This window comes from Xanthomonas sp. JL1, assembly GCF_038405005.1.
The window spans coordinates 1-23,175 of record NZ_JBBYGR010000027.1 but is presented as its reverse complement, the minus strand read 5'-3'; the positions used below and the strand labels follow the sequence as shown (position 1 = coordinate 23,175).

Below are 23,175 nucleotides of genomic sequence, written 5' to 3'. Positions count from 1 at the left end.
GTATCCGCTCATGTCCGACATCGTCATCGTTGCTGCCAAACGCACTGCCATCGGCTCGTTCCTCGGCCAATTCAACGGAGTGCCGGCACCGACACTCGCCGCCGCTGCCATCCAGGGCGCGCTCGCGCAGTCGGGCATCGCGCCGGCCGATGTCTCCGAAGTCATCGTCGGCTGCGTGCTGCCGGCCAATCTCGGCCAGGCACCGGCGCGTCAGGCCGCGATCGCGGCAGGCATTCCCACCTCGACCGGCGCTACCACCGTCAACAAGGTCTGCGGCTCGGGCATGAAAGCGATCATGTTCGGACACGACCTGATCAAGGCCGGCTCGGCCAGCATCGTGGTGGCCGGCGGCATGGAGTCGATGAGCAATGCGCCGCATCTGCTGCCCAACTCGCGCACCGGCAATCGCTACGGCAATTTCCAGGCGGTCGATCACATGGCCTGGGACGGTCTGACCAACCCGTACGATGGCCAGGCCATGGGCGTATTCGGCGAGGCCACTGCCGAAAAATTCGGCTTCAGCCGCGCCGATCAGGATGCATTCGCCATCGCCTCGGTGGAACGCGCACAGGCCGCGCAGCGCAGCGGCGCATTTGCCGACGAAATCGTTCCGGTAACGGTGGCCACGCGCAAGGGCAAGGTCGTCGTCGACAGCGATGAGCAGCCGGGCAAATCCGACGTGGCCAAGATTCTGACCTTGAAGCCGGCGTTCAAGAAAGACGGAAGCGTGACCGCGGCAAGCTCCTCCAGTATTTCCGATGGCGCGGCGATCACGGTGCTGATGAGCGCGGACGACGCGCGACGCCGCGGCGTGACGCCGCTGGCGCGCATCGTCGGCCATGTCACCCATTCTCAGGAACCCGAATGGTTCACCACCGCACCGGTCGCTGCGATCCAATCGCTGGTTGGCAAGATCGGCTGGCAATTGGACGAGGTCGATCTATTCGAAATCAACGAAGCATTCGCCGTCGTGGCGATGACGCCGATCAAGCAACTCGGCATCGCGCACGACAAGGTCAACGTACATGGGGGCGCCTGTGCATTGGGTCATCCGATCGGTGCATCGGGCGCGCGCTTGGTGGTGACATTGGTGAACGCGTTGCGCAGCCGCGGAGGCACGCGCGGAATCGCGACGCTGTGCATCGGTGGCGGCGAAGCGACTGCCATCGCCATCGAATTGATTTAATTATATTTAACGGCGACTTTGCAAAACTGAATGCGCGTGCGCTTGACACCCGTCTTATGGCCGTCATCATGTCGGGGGCGCGCAACAGCGCGTTGCCTAATCTAACGACGAGGATTGAAACAATGACCATTAACAAGCTGCTGATCGCAATGGCTCTGGGTCTGGCCCTGACCGCTTGCTCGAAGCCGCCGGAACAGGCTCAGGACGCTGCAGCTTCGGCTAACGAAGCTGCTGCCGACGCTCAGACCGCTGCTGACCAGGCTGCTGCCTCGGGCTCGCAGTCGGCTGACGCCGCTCAGGCTGCTGCCAACACCGCCGCTGCTTCGGCCGACACCGCTGCTAACGCTGCCCAGGCCGCTTCCGGCGCCGCGACCGACGCTGCTGCCGACCAGGCTGCTGACGCTGCCAAGACGGCTGAAGACACCGCCAAGGCCGCTAAGGACACCGCAGAAGCAGGCAAGAAGTAATCACTTCTTGACTCCAAGCGAGTTCGGAAAAAGCCGCTGGTTTCCAGCGGCTTTTTCTTTGCCTGTCATTCAAACGTCGGACGCCGCACCCGCCGACCAGAACACTGGCCAGACGGAAAACTGCACCTCTCTACCCGGCGGCTGAATGGCCGGCCGCGTATTGACGCAGGCTGCATCGGCCCCTGCCTAAGCTCCGGCTTCCACCACCGGAACAGGAACAGGACCACACATGAAGACGATCCGCATGCTGTCGTTGAGCGCCATCGCCGCACTCACCCTTGCTGCCTGCCAGGGCCCGGATGCCGAGCAGGCACGCCGCGATGCCGCTTCTGCCGCCAAGCACGCCGCCGCCGCAACCGAACAAGCCGCCGACCGCGCCGCCGTGGAAGCGAAGGCCGCAACTGCCGATGCACGCGTCGCTGCGCGCGAATTGGCCGCAGACGCCAGCCGCGCCACCGCCAATGCGGCCGCTGCCACCGCAGAAAAGACGCGCGAAATGGCCAACAAGGCCGAACAGAACGCCGACAAGCACGACGCCGATCACGCGCAGCACTGAGTCCGTCACCCTTCCGCAGCACCCGCAACGCGCCGGCCATGTGCCGGCGCGCTTGTCTCCGCCGACAGGTGGCTCGTGTTGTCGAGGCCGGCAGGCTAGCATCTGCATATGTCCTGTTCTTTTACAGTGCGCCGGCGCAACCAGCTGGCGCTGATGTTCTCTGCGCTGATCTTTGTCGTCATCGGAATCGGCATCTTCGTCGGTGCCCGTCGTTCGCTGGCCGATGCCGCGCTGGTGTCGCACACCCACGAGGTGATCGGCCGTGTCGACGAGATCCAGGCCCGCGTGCTCGATGCCGAATCCGCGCAGCGCGGCTTCCTGCTCACCGGCAACGACGCCTACCTGCTGGACTACCAGACCAGCGTCGAACGTCTGCCGATCCTGCTCGACAAGCTGCGCCGCCTGATCGTCAACAACCCTGCACAGGAACAGCACCTGACGCAATTGCAACGGCTGGTGGAAACGCGCCTGCGGCAACTTCAGCATGTGCTCGACGTCTATGCGCAAGGTGGGCTGGAGCCGGCACGCGCCGACATTCGGCAGAGCGCCTTCCGCACCACCAGCGCGATCCGCGAGCAGGCATTGACGATGATGCAGCGCGAGCAGGAGCTGCTGGCGCAGCGCGCCGAAAGCAGCGGCCAAAGCGCACACCTGTTGCTTGCGCTGGGCTTGGCCGGCATTCCATTCGGGCTGATGGTGGTCGGCATGGTCTATGCGCTGTTGATGCGCGAACTGCGCCACCGTGCGCAGGCCGAACAACTGGCCGCGCAGGCAAATCGCGAGCTGGGCGAGAGCATCGACGCACTGCAGCGTAGTACTGCCGATCTCAATCTGCTCAGCCGTTACACCGGCCTGCTGCAGAGCTGCATCAGCGCCGAAGAAGCGCTGATGGTCAGCAGCCGCACCCTGGCCAGCCTGCTGCCGGGCGTGGCGGGAAGCGTGTACCTGCTGCGCGCTTCGCAAGACCGTGCCGAGGCGATCAGTCACTGGGGCGAGCCGCTGGTATGCAGCGCGCCGCATCTGTTGCCGGAACAATGCTGGGCGCTGCGCCGCGGACAGCCGCACATCATCGAATACCTGGGCCGGGATGCGCTCTGCGCGCACATCGACGAACTCCCCAGCGATGCGTCGGTCACCACCGCGTGCCTGCCGATGTCGGCGCAAGGCACCCAGCTCGGCTTTCTGTTCCTGTCCGCGGCCGGCCCGGGCCCGATGCCGCGACTGGAAATCGCCGAGGCGGCGGCCGAGCAGTTGTCGTTGGCGCTGAGCAACCTGCGCCTGCGCGAATCGCTGCGCCGGCAATCGATCCGCGATGCGCTGACCGGGCTGTACAACCGCCGCTATCTGGAAGAATCGCTCAGCCACGAACTGGCGCGGTGCGCGCGGCGTGGCCTGCCGTTGTCGGTCTTGATGCTGGACGTGGACCATTTCAAACAGTTCAACGACAGCCAGGGCCATGCCGGCGGCGACCTGCTGCTGGCGGCAGTGGGCGAATTGTTGCTCACCCGCCTGCGCACCGAAGATGTGGCCTGCCGCTACGGCGGCGAGGAATTCACCGTACTTCTGCCCGAGGCCGATGGCGAGGAAGCCCTGCGCGTGGCTGAGCAGATCCGCGGCTACATCGCCGCGCTGGCGGTCAGCGACGAAGCGCGCGCGTTGCCGTCAGATCGTCCCTCCAACTGAGCCTGACTGAGGCAATAGCTCCATCAACCATGCGAGCTCCTCTTCGTTGAATGCCGGGAAATCATCCGCTGCCCCTGCGAAGGGGGCCGCATCTTGTTCCCACATCACGGTGCTGGACGCTGCCAGGTCGGCAGCGATGGGCGTACCAGGATCCGGGAGGCCGCCCCCGATCCTGGTACGCGGGCGTTTTACCCTCCAGCTGAGGGGCAAATGCAGCGCATCGCGCTGTTCGGGAACGCGCACCTCGAAAGATTGCTGTGCGGAGGGGCCGGTGACAGCACGATCCGATCGGGACCGTTTACGGCTGCTTGCCCGCGTCTGATCTCCCTCGTGCATTGGGCTGGGCGCATCAAGGTCACGCTCCAGCGAATCGGCGAATGCATGCAAAGACGCCTGATCCGGTGTTTGAGCTGAAGTAGGGGACGGTTTGGCCCTTTTCATCCCTGATGCCTGGAGGATACGGTCCCAACGCTGCGAGGCTGGGGGGAGCGTTCCGCAGCGGGCTTCGAGTTCGGTGACGCCCACTCTGCGAAAGAGCTGTACCAACCCGTTCCTGCTCATCCCGAACTGCGTCATGGCCTCATCAAATGCGTACGCTGGGTGGGAGTGGCACTGGAAAAACTCCAGCACGCGAACCACTTGCGCGTAGTCGGCAACGCGATGGGACGTGCGTTCGCCAATACGGCTATTGACTCTTCTGATCAATTCCGGCGCGTGCGGCAATCCCTTTTTCACTGCATCCATGGCAGGACGTCCGCCGAGGCAGGCCAAGGCGACGAGGTGGTCGTTGGTCAACGCGGCCAACGCCGGATCAGGGCGAGATAACTGGGCAACAATGCTCTCCAGCGCCTGCTTGCCGCCGCCATTGCTGGCGATGGCCACCACCTGGTCCGGGGTCAGGCCATGGTCCTGGCACAGCACCGGCAACAGCCGCTGCACCGTCTCCAGCGCCTGCTTGCCGCCATCATGGCTGGCGATGGCCACGACCTGGTCCGGGCTCAGGCCATGGTCCTGGCACAGCACCGGCAACAGCCGCTGCACCGTCTCCAGCGCCTGCTTGCCGCCGCCATTGCTGGCGATGGCCACCACCTGGTCCGGGGTCAGGCCATGGTCCTGGCACAGCACCGGCAACAGCCGCTGCACCGTCTCCAGCGCCTGCTTGCCGCCAATATTGCTGGCGATGGCCACGACCTGGTCCGGGCTCAGGCCATGGTCCTGGCACAGCACCGGCAACAGCCGCTGCACCGTCTCCAGCGCCTGCTTGCCGCCGTTATTGTTGGCGATGGCCACCACCTGGGCCGGGGTCAGGCCATGGTCCTGGCACAGCACCGGCAACAGCCGCTGCACCGTCTCCAGCGCCTGCTTGCCGCCATCGTGGCTGGCGATGGCCACCACCTGGTCCGGGGTCAGGCCATGGTCCTGGCACAGCACCGGCAACAGCCGCTGCACCGTCTCCAGCGCCTGCTTGCCGCCAATATTGCTGGCGATGGCCACCACCTGGTCCTGGGTCAGGCCATGGTCCTGGCACAGCACCGGCAACAGCCGCTGCACCGTCTCCAGCGCCTGCTTGCCGCCGTTATTGTTGGCGATGGCCACCACCTGGTCCGGGGTCAGGCCATGGTCCTGGCACAGTACCGGCAACAGCCGCTGCACCGTCTCCAGCGCCTGCTTGCCGCCATCGTGGCTGGCGATGGCCACGACCTGGTCCGGGGTCAGGCCATGGTCCTGGCACAGCACCGGCAACAGCCGCCGCACCGTCTCCAGCGCCTGCTTGCCGCCGTTATTGTTGGCGATGGCCACCACCTGGGCCGGGGTCAGACCATGGTCCTGGCACAGCACCGGCAACAGCCGCTGCACCGTCTCCAGCGCCTGCTTGCCGCCACTATTGCTGGCGATGGCCACCACCTGGTCCGGGGTCAGGCCATGGTCCTGGCACAGCACCGGCAACAGCCGCTGCACCGTCTCCAGCGCCTGCTTGCCGCCGTTATTGTTGGCGATGGCCACCACCTTGTCCGGGGTCAGGCCATGGGCCTGGCACAGCACTGGCAACAGCCGCTGCACCGTCTCCAGCGCCTGCTTGCCGCCACTATTGCTGGCGATGGCCACCACCTTGTCCGGGGTCAGGCCATGGCCCTGGCACAGCACCGGCAACAGCCGCTGCACCGTCTCCAGCGCCTGCTTGCCGCCATCGTGGCTGGCGATGGCCACCACCTGGTCCGGGGTCAGGCCATGGTCCTGGCACAGCACCGGCAACAGCCGTTGCACCGTCTCCAGCGCCTGCTTGCCGCCGTTATTGTTGGCGATGGCCACCACCTGGTCCGGGGTCAGGCCATGGTCCTGGCACAGCACCGGCAACAGCCGCTGCACCGTCTCCAGCGCCTGCTTGCCGCCAATATTGCTGGCGATGGCCACCACCTGGTCCGGGGTCAGGCCATGGTCCTGGCACAGCACCGGCAACAGCCGTTGCACCGTCTCCAGCGCCTGCTTGCCGCCAATATTGCTGGCGATGGCCACCACCTGGTCCGGGGTCAGGCCATGGTCCTGGCACAGCACCGGCAACAGCCGCTGCACCGTCTCCAGCGCCTGCTTGCCGCCGCCATGGCTGGCGATGGCCACGACCTGGTCCGGGGTCAGGCCATGGGCCTGGCACAGCACCGGCAACAGCCGCTGCACCGTCTCCAGCGCCTGGTTGCCGCCAATATTGCTGGCGATGGCCACCACTTGGTCCGGGGTCAGGTTCAGGGGGGCACCCGTCAGTGCATTGCGCCATGCATGCACTGCCTCCACTGCGGTCACGCCGCCACGTTTTGCAATCTTGAGAAGTTGGCCTGTGTCCAACTGTAACGGCGGACCTCTCAACTCCCCCGCCTCCGTGAGCAAGGCCTCCAGGGCGCGTGCGCCGGACCACTGTTTGCCGACGCCAACGATGTCTTCGTGTGTCGCCTCTGGCAACGCCCTGATTATGTCCTGATACGTGACAGCAACGGTCCCTAACGCTGCCGGGTGTTGGCTGAGCGCAACGATGTGCGCGTGTGTAAACCCATGGCCCACCAGTGCCTCGTGGTGCTGCGCCACTGTCGAACGCACCTTCGGTTTGATCTTCTCTTGCTGCTGCTGACTGTAGCCGAGCGTGCGTAGATCCACCTGCGCGGCCGGCGAAGCGTCGGAGGGTTGCGCCGCACGCCGTCGCGGGGCCGGCTTGGCGCGCGGCGGCCGCGCGGCAGTGACAGCGACACGCACGGTGGGTGGCGGGTCATCGGCTGCACGCAGACCCGATTGCACCTCATCGCACTCTGCTGGGGCAGCCGCTGTATGCGGCGTGCCGACGGCAGGCATCGAATCAAGAAGCGATGTATCAAGAAGCGACGGATCGAACTGACGGAGCAGATCGCTGAAGCTGCCCGCCGAGAACGCAGGCGAGGGCGCAGGGGGAGATGGCAGCCGGGTCCGGGACATCGTCCGCCGAGCGGGCAAGCCATCCAGGGGGCCGCCAGCAGGCGGAGCCCCCCCCCGATCTGCAGTCGGCTGAACCCTATCCGGTTGGGGTCCGGGCAGAAGCTCGCGGGCAGGACTTGGCGTGCGCGAACGAATGGGATCCATAAGGTGACTGCCTCGATCGGCGTGGCCAGCTTTCCGGCCGATGGCGAACAAGGTGCGAGCCTGATCCAGAAAGCCGATGCAGCGCTGTATCGCGCCAAGCACCGCGGGCGCAATCGGGTGGAGCGACACGGCGCTGTCATGGACACGGCGGGCTGAGCACGCACGCCGTCCATCGCGGATTGCGTAGTTCGTCACACAAAAGATTCAGTTGCGCAGCGATAGTCGGCGTCGACCCCTAAAGCGAGGCAGTGCGATGTCGATGTGGCGCGATCAAGGTCCCAACAAGAAAGACGTTGTTCCGGTCACCCCCGAGGTTCCCGCTGCGGATGGGCGGCTGTTCACTGCCGAGGCCAGCCCAGCGCCGCCGGTCACCGCCACTGCCACTGCCACGCCCAGCGTCGCACCAACGGCTACGGCTCCGCAGCAGCGTCACAGCGAGGCGAAAGAGTCGCTGATCGCTGCCGACATCAGCATCGAAGGCAAGATCGAAGGCGCTGGCCATGTGCGTCTGGCCGGCCGCTTCAAGGGCGATGTCAACGTCAAGGGCGATCTGACCATCGAACGCGGTGCCAAGCTCAACGGCGGCGTGCGCGCCAACAAGGTGATCATCGCCGGCGAGCTCGAAGGCAATATCGAATCCGCCGCGCAGGTCGAGCTGCAGGCCTCCGGCGTATTGGTCGGCGACGTCAAGGCCGGCAGTCTCACCGTGGCATCCGGTGCACGCATGCGTGGCCAGGCCGATTTCGGCTGGGGCGATGATGGCGGCAAGCCGGCCAGTGGCATCAAGACAAACGGCAGTAGCGCCGGCAACGCGAGTGGCGACGACGACAGCGACGCCACATGAGTGTACCCCGTCCGGGCACGCCCGGCGCCACGCGCAGCTGCCCGCATTGCAAGGCGACGATCCTGGAAAGCGCCAGCGTCTGCCCTGCCTGCAAGCACCACCTGCGCTTCGATTCAGCGGCTGCGCAACACGCGCAGCCGGCGCCGATCGTGCCGCTCAAGGTCGACGGCACCATCCGCCACCCGGCCGATGGCGAACCATGGGAATACACCGTCGTGGTGGTGGTGCGTAACGGGAAGGGCGAGGAGATCCGCCGCCATGTGGTCGATGTCGGCGCGATGCACGGCGGCGAGGAACGCGGCTTCACCCTGGCAGTGGAAGCAAGCACGGTGCGTTCGCCCGGGCGGCGTACGCGGCATTAAGTTGCCGATGGAACGACTGGCGTTTGTCGCGTGTTGCGCGTGCGGGAGCCTGGGTTCGGAGCGAGAGCGGCCCGAACGACGCGCTCCACAGTCTGCATCTGATCTCAACGCGTCGCGTGTCTTTGGCGGCGTGCGATGCGAACCGGACAAGGTGTCGCGTCCCTGACGGATGTCCGTCGCAGGACGCCCTGCAATGCGCTTGATCGCACTGCGCATCCCGGGTCGACCGCGCATTTTCCCGATCAGCCTCTGCGGTATACGCGCTTGCGGCTGGCGCGGCGATGGATGGCAGCCCCATTCTCAGGATCTGCACACCGGCTTGGCCAGAGTTGCCGCATGCGCAACGGCAACGACGAGACCTTTCAAACACGCGGCGATCTGGTGGTGCTCGGGCCGGAGGGCCTGTATTGCCCGCAAGGCGATTTCCATATCGACCCATGGCGGCCGGTGCCGCGTGCGGTAATCACGCATGGCCACGGCGACCACGCCCGCAGCGGCATGGGCGAATACCACTGCACGCGCGAAAGCCTGTCGATCCTACAATGGCGCCTGGGCGAGCAGGTTTATCACACGCATGCCGACGGTGAAGCGTTTCCGCTTGGGCGTGCGCGCGTGTCGCTGCATCCAGCCGGACACGTGCTGGGATCGGCGCAGGTGCGTATCGAAGTGGATGGCGAGGTCTGGGTCGCCTCCGGCGATTACAAACGCCAGCCCGACCCCACCTGCAAGCCGTTCGAGGTGGTGCCCTGCGACACCTTCATCACCGAGGCGACCTTCGGGCTGCCGGTGTATCGCTGGCCGGACACCTCGGATGTGGCTGCCGATATCTCTGCCTGGCGCCGCGAATGTGCCGAGCGCGGCGAAGCAGCCATTCTGTATTGCTATGCGCTGGGCAAGGCGCAACGCGTCCTGGCCGAATTGCGCGCATGGGAAACGCAGCCGGCACTCCTGCATGGCGCGGTTGCAGTGGGCGTGGAGGTCTATCGCCAGGCCGGCATCCCGATGCTGGAGACACAACCGGTCAGCGAGCAGGCGCGCGGCGCCGACTACTGCGGGCAATTGGTCATCGCGCCGCCATCGGCGGCCGGCAGCGCCTGGATTCGCCGGTTCCGCAGCGCGCAACAAGGTTTTGCCTCCGGCTGGATGCGCATCCGCGGCAACCGGCGGCGGCGCAATTACGACCGTGGCTTCGTCGTCTCCGACCATGCCGACTGGCCGGATCTGTTACGCACCATCGAAGAGACCGGCGCACGACGCGTGATCGCCACGCATGGCAATACCGATGCCTTGATCCAGCACTTGCGGGAACGCGGCGTCGCAGCGGAAGCCTTCCGCATCGATTTCGGAGCCGAGGAATGAACCCGTTGCCCGCACGCCGTCATGTCCGCGCGCGTCTGCGTATTGGCCTGAGCGGTGCGCTTGCGTTGCGCCGGCACGCGCTGGCGTTTTGCGCGCATCGCAACGCACCCGCAGCCATCATCGGGCCACCGCAGCCGCAGCGGCGCACGCGCGCGTTCGCAGCGTTTACCCGACGCGCACTGGAGCTGCGCGCAGCCGACAGGCGCACAACGCCGCGGGCGCTGCCGTGAAGCGTTTCGCGGCGTTGTACCGCACCCTGGATCGCAGCACCGGCACGCTCGACAAGCGCGCCGCGCTGGTGGCGTATTTCCGCGATGCGCCGGCGCTGGATGCGGCGTGGGCGCTGTATCTGCTGGCCGGTGGCAAGGTGGCCAGCGCGCGCATGCGCATCGCCGGCAGCGGCGAATTGCGCGAGTGGATCACCGACACCGCCGGGATTGCCGATTGGCTGGTGGCCGACAGCTACGACCACGTCGGCGATCTGGCCGAAACCCTGGCCTTGCTGCTGGACGATCCGGTCACCGAAGCGGCCGATCTGCCACTGGCGGAGTGGATCGAACAGCGCCTGCTGCCGATCGCCAACAAGGACGTGGAAGTGCGCAAGGCCTGCATCGTGCAAGCATGGCGCAGCCTGGCCTTCGACGAGCGGCTGGTGTTCAACAAGCTGCTCACCGGCGCGCTACGCGTGGGCGTGTCGCAGCGGCTCGTGCAGCAGGCATTGGCCGAATTGTCGGGCATGGATACCGCGCGGATTGCGCAGCGCATGCTCGGCAGTTGGCGGCCGCATCCGACCTATCTTGCGGAGTTGTTGACCAGCGAAGAACTGCCCGGCGATCGCCAGCAGCCCTACCCGTTCTTTCTGGCATCGCCGCTGGAAGCCGAGGTCCAAACGCTCGGCGCCATCGACGACTGGCTGCTGGAATGGAAATGGGACGGCATCCGCCTGCAACTGATTCGGCGCGCAGGCGAAGCGGCCTTGTGGTCGCGCGGCGAAGAGCGCCTGGACGGTCGCTTTCCAGAAATCGAACACGCCGCGCTGCAGTTACCCGACGGCACCGTGATCGATGGCGAGCTGCTGGCCTGGCAACCGGAGCAGTCCCTGCCGATGCCATTTACTGCACTGCAGACGCGCATCCAGCGGCTCAAGCCCGGGCCCAAGACCTTGACCGCCGCGCCCGCGCGTGTGGTGGCCTACGACCTGCTGGAACTGGATGGCGCAGACCTGCGCGGGCGCCCGTTGCAGGAGCGGCGCGCATTGCTGGAAGGCGTCCTCACCACGCTGGCAGATCCGCGCATCGTCGCCTCGCCGCTGGTGCAGGTCAGCGATTGGCACGCCGCAGCGCAGGTACGTGTGGAAGCGCGCGAGCGCGGGGTGGAAGGACTGATGCTCAAGCGCGCCGGTTCGGTGTATCAATCCGGTCGCCGGCGCGGCGATTGGTGGAAATGGAAGATCGACCCGCTCACCATCGATGCCGTGCTGCTGTATGCGCAGGCCGGCCACGGCCGACGCAGCACGCTCTATACCGATTACACCTTCGGGCTGTGGCACGAAGGCCAACTGGTGCCGATCGCCAAGGCGTATTCGGGTCTGGACGACAGCGAAATTCTGCAGCTGGATCGTTGGATCCGGGCCAATACCACCGAGCGCTTCGGCCCGGTGCGCGCGGTCACGGCGCATCATGTGTTCGAGCTGGGGTTTGAAGCGGTGAACCGTAGCGCGCGGCACAAATCCGGCATCGCGGTGCGCTTCCCGCGCATCCTGCGCTGGCGTCAGGACAAGCCGATGGCCGACGCCGATCATCTGAGCAGCCTGCAGGCACTGGCGCGGTGAGTGCCACGCGGCCGCCGCATGGCACGCCATTGCAGCAATGGCTTGCCTGGTTCGCGCAGCGTGGCTGGGCGCCGCTGCCGTTTCAACGCGATGTGTGGAAGCGCTATCTCGATGGCGAATCCGGCCTGCTGCACACGCCCACCGGCAGCGGCAAGACGCTGGCGGCATTTGGCGGGCCGTTACTTGAGGCATTGGCCGCGCGTGGGCGCAAATCCCCGCGCAAACCGGGCAAACCCACCTCACCTGCGCGCCGCCAGCAACAACGCAATCTGCAAGTGTTGTGGATCACGCCATTGCGCGCACTGGCCGCCGACACCGCACGCGCACTGCGCGAGCCGGTGGACGCCTTGGGGCTGGACTGGCAGGTGGGCCTGCGCACCGGCGATGCCAGCGCGCGCGACAAGCGCCTGGCACGCAGCGGCAAGCTCGATGTGCTGGTCACCACGCCCGAATCGCTGGCCTTGCTGTTGTCGTATCCGGATACCGCGCTGCAGCTGTCGGCGCTGCGCTGCGTGATCGTCGACGAGTGGCACGAACTGCTCGGCAACAAGCGCGGTGTGCTGCTGCAATTGTGTCTTGCGCGCTTGCGCGGATGGACGCCGCAGCTACGCATCTGGGGGCTGTCGGCAACGCTGGGCAATTTATCGCAGGCACGCGATGTGCTGTTGCCGCATCGCCCCAACGCTGCGCTGGTCTCCGGCGTCAAACCGCGCACGATGACCCTGGAAACCTTGTTGCCGGACAGTGGCGAGCGCTTTCCCTGGGCGGGCCATCTTGGTCTGGCGCAACTGGCGCGCGTGCTGCAGAAGATCATGCAGCAGCGCACCAGCCTGGTATTTACCAATACCCGCGCGCAGGCCGAGTTGTGGCATCAGGCATTGAGTGCGGTGTGGCCGGACGATCTGGCCACGCTCGCGCTGCATCACGGCTCGCTGGATCCATCGCTACGCGCCGCCGCCGAACGCGGGTTGGCCGATGGCAGCCTGCGCTGCGTGGTGGCCACCGCCAGCCTGGATCTGGGCGTGGACTTCCCTGCCGTGGATCAGGTGTTGCAGATCGGCAGCCCGAAAGGCATTGCGCGCCTTCTGCAACGCGCCGGGCGCGCGCGCCATCGCCCCGGCGAATCCGGCCACGTGGTGTGCGTACCCTCGCATGCGCTGGAATTGGTCGAATATGCCGCGGCACACCGCGCGCTGGTGCATGGACATATCGAAGCGCGTCCACCGCCGCGGTTATCGCTGGACGTGCTGGCACAACATTGCGTCACCCTCGCCCTCGGCGGTGGCTTCCATGCCGATGCGTTGTTCGACGAAGTGCGCGGTACCGATGCCTTCGCTGCGCTGGAAAAACCCACCTGGAACGCGGTGCTGGATTTCATCGTGCAAGGTGGCAGCGCATTGGCGCATTACCCTGATTTCCATAAGGTGGTTCGCGACGACGACGGCATGTACCGCGTGATCGACCGGCGCGTCGCGCTCCGGCATCGGCTGTCCATCGGCACGATCACCAGCGACGGCAGCGTGCGCGTGCAGTTCCTGCGCGGCGGGCAGCTGGGCGCGGTGGAAGAACAATTCATCGGCCGCCTGCGCCGCGGCGATCGCTTCCAGTTCGCCGGCCGCTTGCTGGAGCTGGTGCGCCTGGAAGACATGACCGCCTACGTGCGCGTGGCCAAGGGCGGCAGTGGCGTGGTGCCGAAATGGATGGGCGGACGCATGCCGTTGTCGTCGGCACTGGGCCGCGAGGTGGAAGCGGTGTTCGCCGACCCCGGCGACGCGCCGGAGATGCAGGCCTTGGCGCCATTGTTGCAGCTGCAGGCCTCGCTCTCATCGTTGCCTGCGCCGGATCATCTGCTGGTGGAAAGCATCAAGGCGCGCGATGGCCGGCATGTGTTCGTGTACCCGTTCGCCGGCCGCCAGGTCAACGAAGGCCTGGCCGCGTTGCTCGCGGCGCGTTGGGGCCGACGCCAGCGCAATACGTTTAGCTTTGCGGCTAACGACTATGGCTTTGTGCTGTCGCCGGCGCAGGATGTCGAGATCGATGCCGATGTGCTGCAGACCCTGTTGTCGCCGGTGAACCTGTTCGCCGATCTGCGCGACAGCCTCAATCTGGGCGAGCTGGCGCGCCGGCAATTTCGCGAGATCGCGCGCGTGGCCGGACTGTTGTCGCCCTCGTTGCCTGGGCGGGCGCCGCGCAGCCTGCGGCAGCTGCAGGCCTCCAGCGGCTTGCTGTACGACGTGTTACAGCGTTTCGACCCGGATCACTTGCTGCTTGCGCAAGCCGAACGCGAGGTGTTCGAAGGCCAGCTCGAGCTCGCGCGGCTTGCGCATGCGCTGGAAGATTGCGCGCGCCGCGCGTTGCGCCTGTGCAAACCGCGCAGCCTCACTCCGTTGTCGTTTCCGCTCTGGGCCGAACGCGTGCGCGGGCAACTGAGTACCGAAGACTGGAAGGCGCGCGTCTTGCGCGCTGCCGAACAACTGGAGCGCAAGCATGGGCGATAGCGTGCAGCTGCAGCTGGCCGGCGAAACCGTGGAATTGCTCGGCGAACGTGCGTTGTATCGCCCGGCACACCGTGCGTTGTTGATCGCCGATCTGCACCTGGGCAAGGCCGATGTCTTCCGGCGTGCCGGTATCGGCCTGCCGGCCGGGGGCACCGCGCACGATCTGGAACGGTTGGATGCGTTGCTCGCACACCGCGATGTCCAGGCCCTCTGGATCCTGGGCGACCTGCTGCACGGCCCGGCACCGCGCGCGGCCTGGCATCGGCGCTGGAGCGCCTGGCGCGAGCAGCATTGCGCGTTGCGCGTGATCGCCATCCGCGGCAATCACGACCGTGCACTCGCCGGCGCGGATCTACACATCGAAGCGGCTGGCGAACAGGTGGAAGATGGCCCGTTCGTACTGCGCCACGACCCATTGCCGCACCCTACCCGTCACGTACTGTGCGGGCATCTGCATCCATTGGCCAAGCTGCCGGGGGTGTCGCGCCGCTGGCCGGCGTTCTGGTTGCGCGAACGCGTCACCATCCTGCCGGCGTTCTCGCAGTTCACCGCAGGCATCGTGCCGACGCTGCGCGAAGGCGAGCGCCTGGTTGCCTGCGTGGAAGGCGATGCGATGGCATTACCGATACGTTAGCCAGCGCCGCGAACGCACCGGCCGACGCCGCGACCCAGAGCGGCTAAAACACGTAGCGAGCGCCGTCAGCTGGCTGCGGACGGCGCAGAGGAACCGGAGTGTTCGAGTGGGACATGCCGATTCCGAGCACCGGCAGCGCCTACCTGGAAGACGCGCGTCAGTTTGTCGGGCGCTCTACGCGACCGCTTCGGTTTTATCGTCGGCTACACGCACGACCGGTTGCGATAAGGCCTCGACGAATTCCGGCGCCAACGCCAACTTGCCGAACCAACCGTGCTGGGTACCGCTGAGCACACGCAGCATGTGCCCGCGCCCGCCCGGCACGCGTCCCATCGGGCGCAGCAGCACGTCGCGACCTTGGGCCCAGAGATCGCGTTCGGACTGGAACAACGGCGTCAGCCAGCGGCTCCAGCGGTGATAGATCGCCACATGCGCCTGGCGCTCGCGTTGATAGCGCTGCAAGGCAGCGTCCAGATCGGCGCCTGCGCGCAGCGCATCGCGCATCGCCAATGCATCCAGCAGCGCCATGTTCACGCCCTGCCCCAATTGCGGGCTCATCGCATGCGCGGCATCGCCGGCAAGCACGAAGCGGCCGCGATGCCAGCGCGACACCACCGCATCGCGATAACTCGCGCGTGCCAGTGCGCCATGCACCTGCACCGTGGCCAGACGCGCGTGCGCTTCGGGCCACATCTGCGCCACTTCATCGCGCAAGGCGGCAATGCCGCGCTGTTCCCACGCGACAAAATCGCTGCACGGCAGGCTCCAGAAAAAACTTAGCCACGGGCTGTCGTCGCCCGGACGCGTGCCCACCGGCAGCAGACCGATCATCTTGCGTGCGCCGATATAGCGCTGGCGCAATTCGTCCACGAACGGCCAGTCTTCGGCGGCAACAGACACCACAGCGCTCCCCACGGATACACGCGATCCAGCTGCGTTCCCTGCGCCTGCGCGCGCAACGTGGAGGCCGAGCCATCGGCGGCGATGATCAGATCGTAGGGGCCATGCCAGTGCCCGCGTTGGTCCTGCACGCGCACGCCCGCGTGATCGATCGCGGTGATCTGCGTATCCACGTGCAGTTGCGCGTGTTGCGGCCAGGCCTCGCGCAGTAACGTAAACAGGGCGCCGCGCTGCATGCCCACGCCCATCAGCCGCGCATCCAGATCGCGGTACTGCATGTCCATCACTGCACGCCCGCAGGGCGTGTCGCCATACAAGCGGCGCACCGGCGCGCCATGCGCAAGCGCCTGTGGCAGCAAGCCCATATTCCAGAGCACCTGCAAACCGCTGGGCTGCAGTAGAAAACCTGCGCCCACTGGCCCGGGCGCAGGCGCGCGCTCGAAGACTTCCAGTTGATGCCCATCGGCGCCCAGCAGCACGGCCGGTGCCTGCCCCGCCGTGCCGTAGCCCACTACTGCAATACGTAATGCTCGGTGCATCGTCGCTGCTCTGCTTGGCTCACACTGCCCGCGCTCACCTGCGCAAAAAAAAACCCCGCCGTGGCGGGGTTCTTCAACCGCACAATCGAGTCAGATTACTCGACCGGCGTGATGTTCGAAGCCTGGGCACCCTTGGGGCCCTGGGTCACGTCATAACTGACGCGCTGGCCTTCCTGCAGGCTGCGAAAGCCCTTGGAATTGATCGCGGAGAAGTGCGCGAAGACATCGGCGCTGCCGTCCTCCGGAGAGATGAAGCCAAATCCCTTGGCGTCGTTGAACCACTTGACGGTACCGTTCGGCATGGTGATGCGAGACCTTTGCAATAATTAATGGGTGGTGTACGGCGTGCGTACGCGCCGAGTATGCAAAGCTTATGCCCCGATGACAATCACCCGCGTGCAAGTTCGCCAATCAGCTCGGGCAAGCCGGACGATGCGGCATCGACATTGGCCAACACCTCGGCCATGGTGATTTCCTGGGCGTCGCCGCAACCGGCCGCCCAATTGGCCACAATCGCCAGACACGCATATTCCAGGCCTTTTTCGCGCGCCAGGCCGGCTTCGGGCATGCCGGTCATGCCGACCAGATCGCAGCCATCGCGGCGCATGCGTGCGATCTCTGCAATCGTTTCCAGCCGTGGTCCTTGCGTCGCACCGTAGCAACCGCCCGCCACCATCGTGACGCCGGTCACATTGGCTGCCGCAATCACCTTGCTGCGAAACATCGGCGAATACGGATGGCCGAAATCCACGTGCTGCACCTCGTTGCCAGGCTCTTCGCAGAAGGTGGACACACGGCCCCAGGTGTAATCGATCAGCTGATCCGGGCAGGCCAACACGCGTGGTCCGAACTGTTGGGTGATCCCGCCCACGGTGTTGAGCGCCAGCACGCGCGAGGCACCGATTTGCTGCAGTGCAGCGATGTTTGCGCGGTAATTGACCTTGTGCGGCGGCAGCGAATGCCCTTCGCCATGCCTTGCCAGGAAGGCGACGCGATGGCCAAGCAGCATGCCCACGCGGATCGGCCCGGACGGCGCGCCATAGGGCGTTTGGACGTGGTGCGACTGCACATCGTCCAGCTGCGCGAGCGTGTAGACACCAGTGCCGCCGATGACGGCCAATGCGATGGAATTTGCGGACACAACCGACCTCTGCAACAAATCAACGACGGTGCGCGCAGCAAGGCGCGCTCGGCAGCTCGCACGTCTGCGAGCGGAAAACGGCGGGTTACTGCTTCATCGCATAGATGGCAGGAATGCCGCGCAGTTGCTCGTTGACATCCATGCCGAAGCCGAACACGTAACGGTCGGCCACTTCCACGCCCACGTAATCGGCCGTCACGCCCGGCACGCAGCGGTCGTGACGCTTGACGGTCAGCACTGCCACGCGCACATCGGTCGCGCCCTGCTCCAGGCACCACTGGCACACGCCCTGCAGCGTGTAACCCTCGTCGAGGATGTCGTCGACCAGGATCACGCGGCGACCGAACAGCGCAGTGGCCGGGCGGTGCTTCCACACCAGCTCTCCGCCGGTGGTCTCGCCGCGGTAGCGCGTGGCATGCAGGTAATCGAATTGCAGGTCCTGGCCGCGTGCGCCCAGCTCCAGCGCCAGCTGGCCGGAGAATGGCAGCGCGCCGTGCATGATGGTCAGATACACCGGCACTTCGCCGGCATAGTCGCGCGCGATCGCATCGGCGATGGTGGCGACGGCGGCATCGATGGCCGGACGGTCGACCAGCAGATCGGCTTGGGCCTGGGCCTGGGAAATGGTGAGCGTGGACATCAGGCAGTTGTTCCGAAATGGGCAGAAAGAGGAGCGGTGAATGACGCGTCGGTGCCGGCGAGCAGGCCATCCCAGCCCAATGCGCCGCGGCCGATCAAGCCGATCAATGCGGCGGTATTGAGGCGACGGCCCTGCACGGCCTGCAGCGATTCGGCGACCAGTTCCGGGTGGCAGACCAACACCACATCGCAGCCGGCATCCAGATGCGCATGCACCCGGCCTGCCACGCCGCCGGCACTCAACGAGGCGGCCATGCCGATATCGTCGGAAAAGACCACGCCGCGGAAGCCCATCTGGCCGCGCAGGATCTGTTCGATCCAGCGCTGCGAATACCCAGCCGGTTCCGGGGCCACCTGGGGGTAAACCACGTGCGCCATCATCACCGCGTCGGCGCCGGCCTCGATGCCGGCCACGAACGGCACCAGATCTTCGGCCTGCAACGCCTCCAGCGGCCGCGGGTCGCTGGCATGGTCGACATGGGTGTCTTCCAGCACGGTGCCGTGGCCGGGAAAATGTTTGAGCGTGGCGGCCATGCCGGCGCCGTGCAGCGCCTGCACATAAGCGCGGGTGAAGGTGGCCACGATCTGCGGGTCGTCGCTGAAGGCGCGATCGCCGATGGCGCGATTGCCGCGGCCTAGATCCACCACCGGCGCGAAGCTCAGGTCCACACCACTGGCGCGGACCTCGCTGGCCATCAGCTGCGCATGTGCGCGTGCGGCAGCCAATGCAGCCTCAGGGGCCTGCGCGTACTGCGCCCCGAAACTTTGCAACGGCGCCAGCGCGCTGAATCCTTCGCGAAACCGCTGCACGCGTCCGCCTTCCTGGTCCACGCAGATCAGCACCGGGCGCGGCGCTGCCGCGCGGATCGCCGCCGACAGCTCGGCCACCTGGCTGCGCGAGCCGAAGTTACGCTTGAACAGCACCACGCCGGCAACCGCATCGTGCTGTAGCCAGTCGCGTTCCTGTGCGCTGAGTTCGGTACCGGCAACGCCGATCAGAAGCATGTTGGGGACTCCCGGGCCAGGCGCCTTGGTGGCGCAGCGCAGCATTGTCGCAGATGCGCGTGGCAGCGTCAGATCGCGCATTCAGCTGCGCGTCCTTTCGGCCACTGCGGGAAGGCTCACAGTGCCTCGAGATGGGACCGCCAATGCGCGGCCTGGGCCTGCACCTCAGCCAACACCTCGGGGGCCATGCCATCGAGCTGGCGATACGGCAGTGCCAGGCGTTCGTTGGCGCCCAACAGCGGACGCTGGCGCTGCAGGAAATCCCAGTACAACGCGTTGTACGGGCACGCGTTCGCGCCGACCCGCAGCTTGCGCTGGTACCGGCAGCCACTGCAGTAATCGCTCATGCGATCGACATAGGCCGCGCCGCTGATATACGGCTTGCTGCCCAGCAGGCCACCATCGGCGAACTGACTCATGCCGACCGTATTGGGCAGCTCCACCCACTCGAAGGCGTCGATGTACACGCCCAAGTACCAGCGATGCAGCGCCTGCGGGTCCAGCCCCGCCAGCAGCGCAAAATTGCCGATCACCATCAGCCGCTGGATGTGATGCGCATGCGCGTTGGCCAGCGAATTACCGACCGCATCGGCCAGGCAGCGCATGCCGATCTGCCCATCCCAGAACCAGTGCGGCAGCGGTGCATGCTGATCGAGGTGATTCAAATCCGCGTAGCCGGGCATCTGCGACCAGTACACACCGCGCACGTATTCGCGCCACCCCAGAATCTGGCGGATGAAGCCTTCCACCGCCGCCAACGGCGCATGCCCTTGCCGCCATGCCGCTTCGGCACGCGCGATCACTTCGCGCGGATGCAGCATCTTGACGTTGAGCGCAAACGACAGCAGCGAATGAAAAAGGCGCGGGCTGCGCGTGCTCATCGCATCTTCGTAGCGGCCGAAATCCGGCAAGGCGTCTGCGATGAATGCATCCAGATGCTGCAAGGCTTCCTCGCGATCGACCGGCCATGGCAGAGCTTGCGCATTCGGCGCGCCAAAACTGCGCACGCCGGCGGCTTCGATCGTGCGCCACAGCGCGCTGTGATCGTGCGTTGCGCGCCAATCCCGTGGCGCAGGTGGGTCGCCCGGCCACGGCGCACGATTGTCGTGATCGAAGTTCCAGCGCCCGCCTTCCGGTTCGCCGGCGGCATCGAGCAGGATCCGATGCTGGCGCCGCATGCGCCGATAAAACACGTCCATGCGCCACGGGCTGCCGGCGCGAAAACAGGCGGCGACTTCATTGCGCGCGGTCAGAAAATGTTCGCTGTCGACCATGCGCGTGGCAAAGGGCTGCGCCGCGCTCCAGTGCTGCAGCGCTTCGTCCAGCCGCCACTCGTCCGGGGCCTGGTAGTCCAACCGGTCGGCCCGGTAATGCGCCATCAACGCCTCGAGGTTGTGCGGGATCGACTGCCGGTTGCTGGCATTGTCGATCGTCACATAGCGCACCCGATGCCCGTCCCGCCGCAAACCTGCAGCGAAGGCACGCATGGCCGCGAAGATCGCCAGGACCTTCTGCGCGTGATGCAGCACGTAGTCGGTTTCCTGCCGCACTTCCATCAACACATAGACCACGCCCGCATCGCGCGTCGCAAACCAGCTGTGTTGTGGATTGAGCTGGTCGCCCAGAATCAGACGCAGCGTATGGGCCGGCCTTTGCTGGGTGGTCTGCGCTGTGGGCGCGCTGGAATCATGCATCAGCGTGGCGCTCGATCAGGCTCGATACACAGGCGCGCGCATGCTGGCTTCATCACCTCGACACGCACTCGACCGGACTGGCTTGCCCCCGCGCCCACTGCCACGCGCATCTGCGAATGCGATGATCTGTGCATTGCCTTGCACCACGCCATGAGTTGCTCTGCGATGCCTGCCACGGCGTCAGTTACAACCGCTGCGCGGCACATCGTCGGCAGACACGCACCGCGCCAACGCCACTCCACTTTGCCATGCGCCCTCCACCTTGCCGCCGGCCATCCAATCGCCGCACATGCCCAGGCCCAACTGCGCATCCCAGGCACAGCCGATCTGCAACGCGGGGGCGCTGCTAGCGACCGTCCAAAAAAAAGCGTCGCATGACTGCGGCATCGGCAAACCGAGCGCTGCAAGCTCAGGCGAAAGGCTGGCAATGACGTTCGCGGGCGTGGCATCGCCGTGTGTTTGGCTCCACTCGGCAGTGGCGTGCAGCAGCCAGGTCTCGACGCCTGCGCGCGCAGGCTTGCTGGCGTTGCGTGCCACCCAGCGTAACGGGCCGGCATTGACGAACAGTGCGTCGTAGCCCGGATCGATTGGCCCATCGAAATGCGCCATCACCGCCCACGCAGGATGCATGTGTGCCTGTTGGGCAATCGACGCAAACGCAGGCGCAATCTGTGCAACCAACGCAACCGCATCCGGTGCCGGAACGGCAAGCAATACCGCATCGAACATGTGCGTTGCCGCGTCTTGTGCGAACGATACGCTCCATCCCTGCACGCCAAGTTGCAGCGCACACGCTTCGGTACACAGATGAACATCCAAATTCGCCGCAAGCCAACGAGCCGGCGCAGCCATATCGGGAACACCCACATAACGCGTCAGAGCGTTCTGTGAGCGGCTTATCTGTGCGCCGTCCCAGCTTGCGATGCGCGCCTGCCAGGGTGCGGCAACGCCGGCGTCGATCCAGGCATCCACCACCGCCGCAAACGCAGGATCGCGCGCAGTGAAATATTGCGCGCCGTAATCGCATTGCCACTCCTGGCCTGCGCAGTGACGCATGCGTCCACCCGGCGCATCGGCCTGATCGAACAGCGTCACGGCATAGCCCGCCGCCTGCAGTTGCTGCGCACAGGCCAGACCGGCCAGCCCGGCGCCGATGACCGCCACCGTCTGCGCGCGGGCGGGCAGTGTCATGCCGTTGCTTGCGTGCCGATGCATGCAGCAGGCATGCAGATCACACCGCGCAGCCGTCCGGTCCGCAGGCATCCGGCCCACCGACTGGTGTCGATTCGGCCGCCAACTGCAGCAAGGCTTGCGCAACGCTCTCCGGCGGCTGCGCGCCCTGGATCAGGGCACGGCCGTTGATCACGAAACTGGGCACCGCACGAATGCCCAGCGCAGCAGCCTGCGCCAGCTGTGCGTGTACCTCGACGATGCCTTCTTCCGACTCCAGCATCGCCTGCACGCGCGCCGCGGCAAGACCCCCAGCCTCACCGGCATGCACCAGCGTTTCGATCGCGCCCACGTTATGGCCTTCGGTAAAGTGCGCATGAAACAGCGCTTCCATCACCGCATCCACATCGCCCTCGTGGCTGGCCAGCCAGATCAACCGATGCGCACGCAGCGTGCTGACCTGCACCTGCCCACGATCGAAATCCAGCGGCAATCCTTCCGCCTGCGCGGTGGCCTGGGGCTGCGCCAGCATCTGCTCGACCCGCGCAGTACCGCCGAACTTCAACGCCAGCGCATCGCGCAACGGCGTCGGCTCCAGCCCGGCCTCGGGATCGAGTTGAAACGCGTGGTAGTGAATGTCCAAGACCGGCGCCTGCGCGCCAAGCGCAGCAATGGCGGACTGGAAACGGCGCTTGCCGATCCAGCACCAGGGGCACACGACGTCGGACCAGATATCGATACGCAGGAGCGGAGATTCGTTGGTGGGCATTGGGATGCGTAGAGCAGAGACGGGATTGGCGATCGCGAAGCGTTTGCGCACGCAGGAATTGGGGAGTGGTCATTAGTCGCCCCTGAAAAACCCTCTCAAACACCAAATGCCATGTTTGCTGGCCACATGATGCTTGAGCACGTTGAGGGGCGCGCCCGCACCACCTGCAACCAGGCACGCAAAAAGGCGATCCAGCGCAGCAGCCACCGCAGGTTGTAGCCAGCGGCGCAGCCGAGCACGTGCAGTGCATCGCCTTGGGCGCCGTTGAGATGGCAACGATTCAAGCGGCAGTCCTGTT

The 23,175-nt window shown here is 65.9% G+C and carries 19 protein-coding genes, 1 other RNA gene and 3 pseudogenes; 12 read left to right on the top strand and 11 right to left on the bottom strand.

Features of this window, described 5'->3' with window-relative positions:
• Positions 1-10: 10 nt before the first annotated feature.
• From WJW29_RS05985 to WJW29_RS05970, 4 genes and pseudogenes are all read left to right on the top strand, one after another.
• Complete coding sequence (locus tag WJW29_RS05985; protein WP_011258625.1) at positions 11-1,186, top strand: thiolase family protein; 1,176 nt, start codon at positions 11-13, stop codon at positions 1,184-1,186.
• A gap of 122 nt (positions 1,187-1,308) precedes the next feature.
• A complete protein-coding gene (locus WJW29_RS05980) occupies positions 1,309-1,653 on the top strand; it encodes a hypothetical protein (RefSeq protein ID WP_011408269.1) in 345 nt (114 codons plus the stop codon).
• A 229-nt stretch (positions 1,654-1,882) separates the two neighbouring features.
• Entirely contained in the window at positions 1,883-2,209 is a 327-nt protein-coding gene (locus WJW29_RS05975) for a hypothetical protein (RefSeq protein WP_011258624.1), read from the top strand.
• Positions 2,210-2,317: 108 nt separating this feature from the next.
• Positions 2,318-3,871 (top strand): annotated as a pseudogene (locus WJW29_RS05970) (diguanylate cyclase); the annotation flags it as partial.
• On the opposite strand, the gene avrBs3 reads toward WJW29_RS05970, so the two are convergent.
• The gene (gene avrBs3, locus WJW29_RS05965; protein WP_205412097.1) at positions 3,872-7,492 is read right to left on the bottom strand and encodes a type III secretion system effector avirulence protein AvrBs3; all 3,621 of its coding nucleotides are present in this window, start codon (positions 7,490-7,492) and stop codon (positions 3,872-3,874) included.
• Positions 7,493-7,495: 3 nt separating this feature from the next.
• Here avrBs3 and WJW29_RS05960 point away from each other — a divergent pair, with 3 nt between their 5' ends.
• The 8 genes from WJW29_RS05960 to pdeM all read left to right on the top strand — a co-directional run bounded on the left by WJW29_RS05960 (position 7,496) and on the right by pdeM (position 15,020).
• Positions 7,496-7,648, top strand: coding sequence for a diguanylate cyclase (locus WJW29_RS05960; RefSeq protein WP_341898527.1), 153 nt, complete (start codon positions 7,496-7,498; stop codon positions 7,646-7,648).
• A 97-nt stretch (positions 7,649-7,745) separates the two neighbouring features.
• The gene (locus WJW29_RS05955; protein WP_011408267.1) at positions 7,746-8,336 is read left to right on the top strand and encodes a polymer-forming cytoskeletal protein; all 591 of its coding nucleotides are present in this window, start codon (positions 7,746-7,748) and stop codon (positions 8,334-8,336) included.
• Positions 8,333-8,698 carry a hypothetical protein gene (locus WJW29_RS05950; RefSeq protein ID WP_011258621.1) on the top strand — a complete coding sequence of 122 codons (366 nt, stop codon included), beginning with the start codon at positions 8,333-8,335 and terminating at the stop codon, positions 8,696-8,698. The genes WJW29_RS05955 and WJW29_RS05950 overlap by 4 nt, the downstream gene beginning before the upstream one ends.
• A gap of 336 nt (positions 8,699-9,034) precedes the next feature.
• Positions 9,035-10,057 (top strand): ligase-associated DNA damage response exonuclease, encoded by a 1,023-nt coding sequence (locus tag WJW29_RS05945; protein ID WP_113084386.1) that lies wholly within the window; start codon positions 9,035-9,037, stop codon positions 10,055-10,057.
• Positions 10,054-10,287: a hypothetical protein gene (locus WJW29_RS05940; RefSeq protein ID WP_011258619.1), complete on the top strand. Its 234-nt coding sequence runs from the start codon at positions 10,054-10,056 to the stop codon at positions 10,285-10,287. Before WJW29_RS05945 ends, WJW29_RS05940 begins: the two co-directional genes overlap by 4 nt.
• Positions 10,284-11,888, top strand: coding sequence for an ATP-dependent DNA ligase (locus tag WJW29_RS05935; RefSeq protein ID WP_011258618.1), 1,605 nt, complete (start codon positions 10,284-10,286; stop codon positions 11,886-11,888). The genes WJW29_RS05940 and WJW29_RS05935 overlap by 4 nt, the downstream gene beginning before the upstream one ends.
• The gene (locus WJW29_RS05930; protein ID WP_011258617.1) at positions 11,885-14,386 is read left to right on the top strand and encodes a ligase-associated DNA damage response DEXH box helicase; all 2,502 of its coding nucleotides are present in this window, start codon (positions 11,885-11,887) and stop codon (positions 14,384-14,386) included. The genes WJW29_RS05935 and WJW29_RS05930 overlap by 4 nt, the downstream gene beginning before the upstream one ends.
• The gene (pdeM, locus tag WJW29_RS05925; RefSeq protein ID WP_011258616.1) at positions 14,376-15,020 is read left to right on the top strand and encodes a ligase-associated DNA damage response endonuclease PdeM; all 645 of its coding nucleotides are present in this window, start codon (positions 14,376-14,378) and stop codon (positions 15,018-15,020) included. Before WJW29_RS05930 ends, pdeM begins: the two co-directional genes overlap by 11 nt.
• 41 nt (positions 15,021-15,061) lie before the next feature.
• Here the strand turns inward: pdeM and WJW29_RS05920 are convergent.
• The 10 genes and pseudogenes from WJW29_RS05920 to WJW29_RS05875 form a co-directional block, all read right to left on the bottom strand.
• A non-coding RNA gene (locus WJW29_RS05920) (sX9 sRNA) lies at positions 15,062-15,135 on the bottom strand.
• A 59-nt stretch (positions 15,136-15,194) separates the two neighbouring features.
• Positions 15,195-16,459 (bottom strand): annotated as a pseudogene (locus tag WJW29_RS05915) (NAD(P)/FAD-dependent oxidoreductase).
• Positions 16,460-16,554: 95 nt separating this feature from the next.
• Positions 16,555-16,761, bottom strand: coding sequence for a cold-shock protein (locus tag WJW29_RS05910; protein ID WP_003488188.1), 207 nt, complete (start codon positions 16,759-16,761; stop codon positions 16,555-16,557).
• Between the two features lie 86 nt (positions 16,762-16,847).
• Positions 16,848-17,600, bottom strand: a complete 753-nt coding sequence (locus WJW29_RS05905; protein ID WP_041182080.1) for an S-methyl-5'-thioinosine phosphorylase — start codon at positions 17,598-17,600, stop codon at positions 16,848-16,850.
• Between the two features lie 85 nt (positions 17,601-17,685).
• A complete protein-coding gene (locus WJW29_RS05900) occupies positions 17,686-18,240 on the bottom strand; it encodes a hypoxanthine-guanine phosphoribosyltransferase (RefSeq protein WP_011258613.1) in 555 nt (184 codons plus the stop codon).
• Positions 18,240-19,244 carry a beta-N-acetylhexosaminidase gene (gene nagZ, locus WJW29_RS05895; protein WP_041182417.1) on the bottom strand — a complete coding sequence of 335 codons (1,005 nt, stop codon included), beginning with the start codon at positions 19,242-19,244 and terminating at the stop codon, positions 18,240-18,242. The genes WJW29_RS05900 and nagZ overlap by 1 nt, the downstream gene beginning before the upstream one ends.
• Positions 19,245-19,360: 116 nt before the next feature.
• Positions 19,361-20,938 (bottom strand): cryptochrome/photolyase family protein, encoded by a 1,578-nt coding sequence (locus tag WJW29_RS05890; RefSeq protein ID WP_011258611.1) that lies wholly within the window; start codon positions 20,936-20,938, stop codon positions 19,361-19,363.
• 180 nt (positions 20,939-21,118) lie between these two features.
• Positions 21,119-22,153, bottom strand: coding sequence for an FAD-dependent oxidoreductase (locus tag WJW29_RS05885; RefSeq protein WP_011408254.1), 1,035 nt, complete (start codon positions 22,151-22,153; stop codon positions 21,119-21,121).
• 16 nt (positions 22,154-22,169) lie between these two features.
• A complete protein-coding gene (locus WJW29_RS05880) occupies positions 22,170-22,853 on the bottom strand; it encodes a DsbA family oxidoreductase (protein WP_041182416.1) in 684 nt (227 codons plus the stop codon).
• Positions 22,854-22,972: 119 nt separating this feature from the next.
• Positions 22,973-23,175: pseudogene (locus tag WJW29_RS05875) on the bottom strand (IS5/IS1182 family transposase); the annotation flags it as partial.

Excerpts from the sequence above, each read along its gene's own strand:
- WJW29_RS05985 (WP_011258625.1), top strand. The coding sequence starts at position 11 with ATGTCCGACATCGTCATCGTTGCTGCCAAACGCACTGCCATCGGCTCG.
- WJW29_RS05980 (WP_011408269.1), top strand. The coding sequence starts at position 1,309 with ATGACCATTAACAAGCTGCTGATCGCAATGGCTCTGGGTCTGGCCCTG.
- WJW29_RS05975 (WP_011258624.1), top strand. The coding sequence starts at position 1,883 with ATGAAGACGATCCGCATGCTGTCGTTGAGCGCCATCGCCGCACTCACC.
- avrBs3 (WP_205412097.1), bottom strand. The coding sequence starts at position 7,492 with ATGGATCCCATTCGTTCGCGCACGCCAAGTCCTGCCCGCGAGCTTCTG.
- WJW29_RS05955 (WP_011408267.1), top strand. The coding sequence starts at position 7,746 with ATGTCGATGTGGCGCGATCAAGGTCCCAACAAGAAAGACGTTGTTCCG.
- WJW29_RS05950 (WP_011258621.1), top strand. The coding sequence starts at position 8,333 with ATGAGTGTACCCCGTCCGGGCACGCCCGGCGCCACGCGCAGCTGCCCG.
- WJW29_RS05945 (WP_113084386.1), top strand. The coding sequence starts at position 9,035 with ATGCGCAACGGCAACGACGAGACCTTTCAAACACGCGGCGATCTGGTG.
- WJW29_RS05940 (WP_011258619.1), top strand. The coding sequence starts at position 10,054 with ATGAACCCGTTGCCCGCACGCCGTCATGTCCGCGCGCGTCTGCGTATT.
- pdeM (WP_011258616.1), top strand. The coding sequence starts at position 14,376 with ATGGGCGATAGCGTGCAGCTGCAGCTGGCCGGCGAAACCGTGGAATTG.
- WJW29_RS05910 (WP_003488188.1), bottom strand. The coding sequence starts at position 16,761 with ATGCCGAACGGTACCGTCAAGTGGTTCAACGACGCCAAGGGATTTGGC.
- WJW29_RS05900 (WP_011258613.1), bottom strand. The coding sequence starts at position 18,240 with ATGTCCACGCTCACCATTTCCCAGGCCCAGGCCCAAGCCGATCTGCTG.
- nagZ (WP_041182417.1), bottom strand. The coding sequence starts at position 19,244 with ATGCTTCTGATCGGCGTTGCCGGTACCGAACTCAGCGCACAGGAACGC.
- WJW29_RS05890 (WP_011258611.1), bottom strand. The coding sequence starts at position 20,938 with ATGCATGATTCCAGCGCGCCCACAGCGCAGACCACCCAGCAAAGGCCG.
- WJW29_RS05885 (WP_011408254.1), bottom strand. The coding sequence starts at position 22,153 with ATGCATCGGCACGCAAGCAACGGCATGACACTGCCCGCCCGCGCGCAG.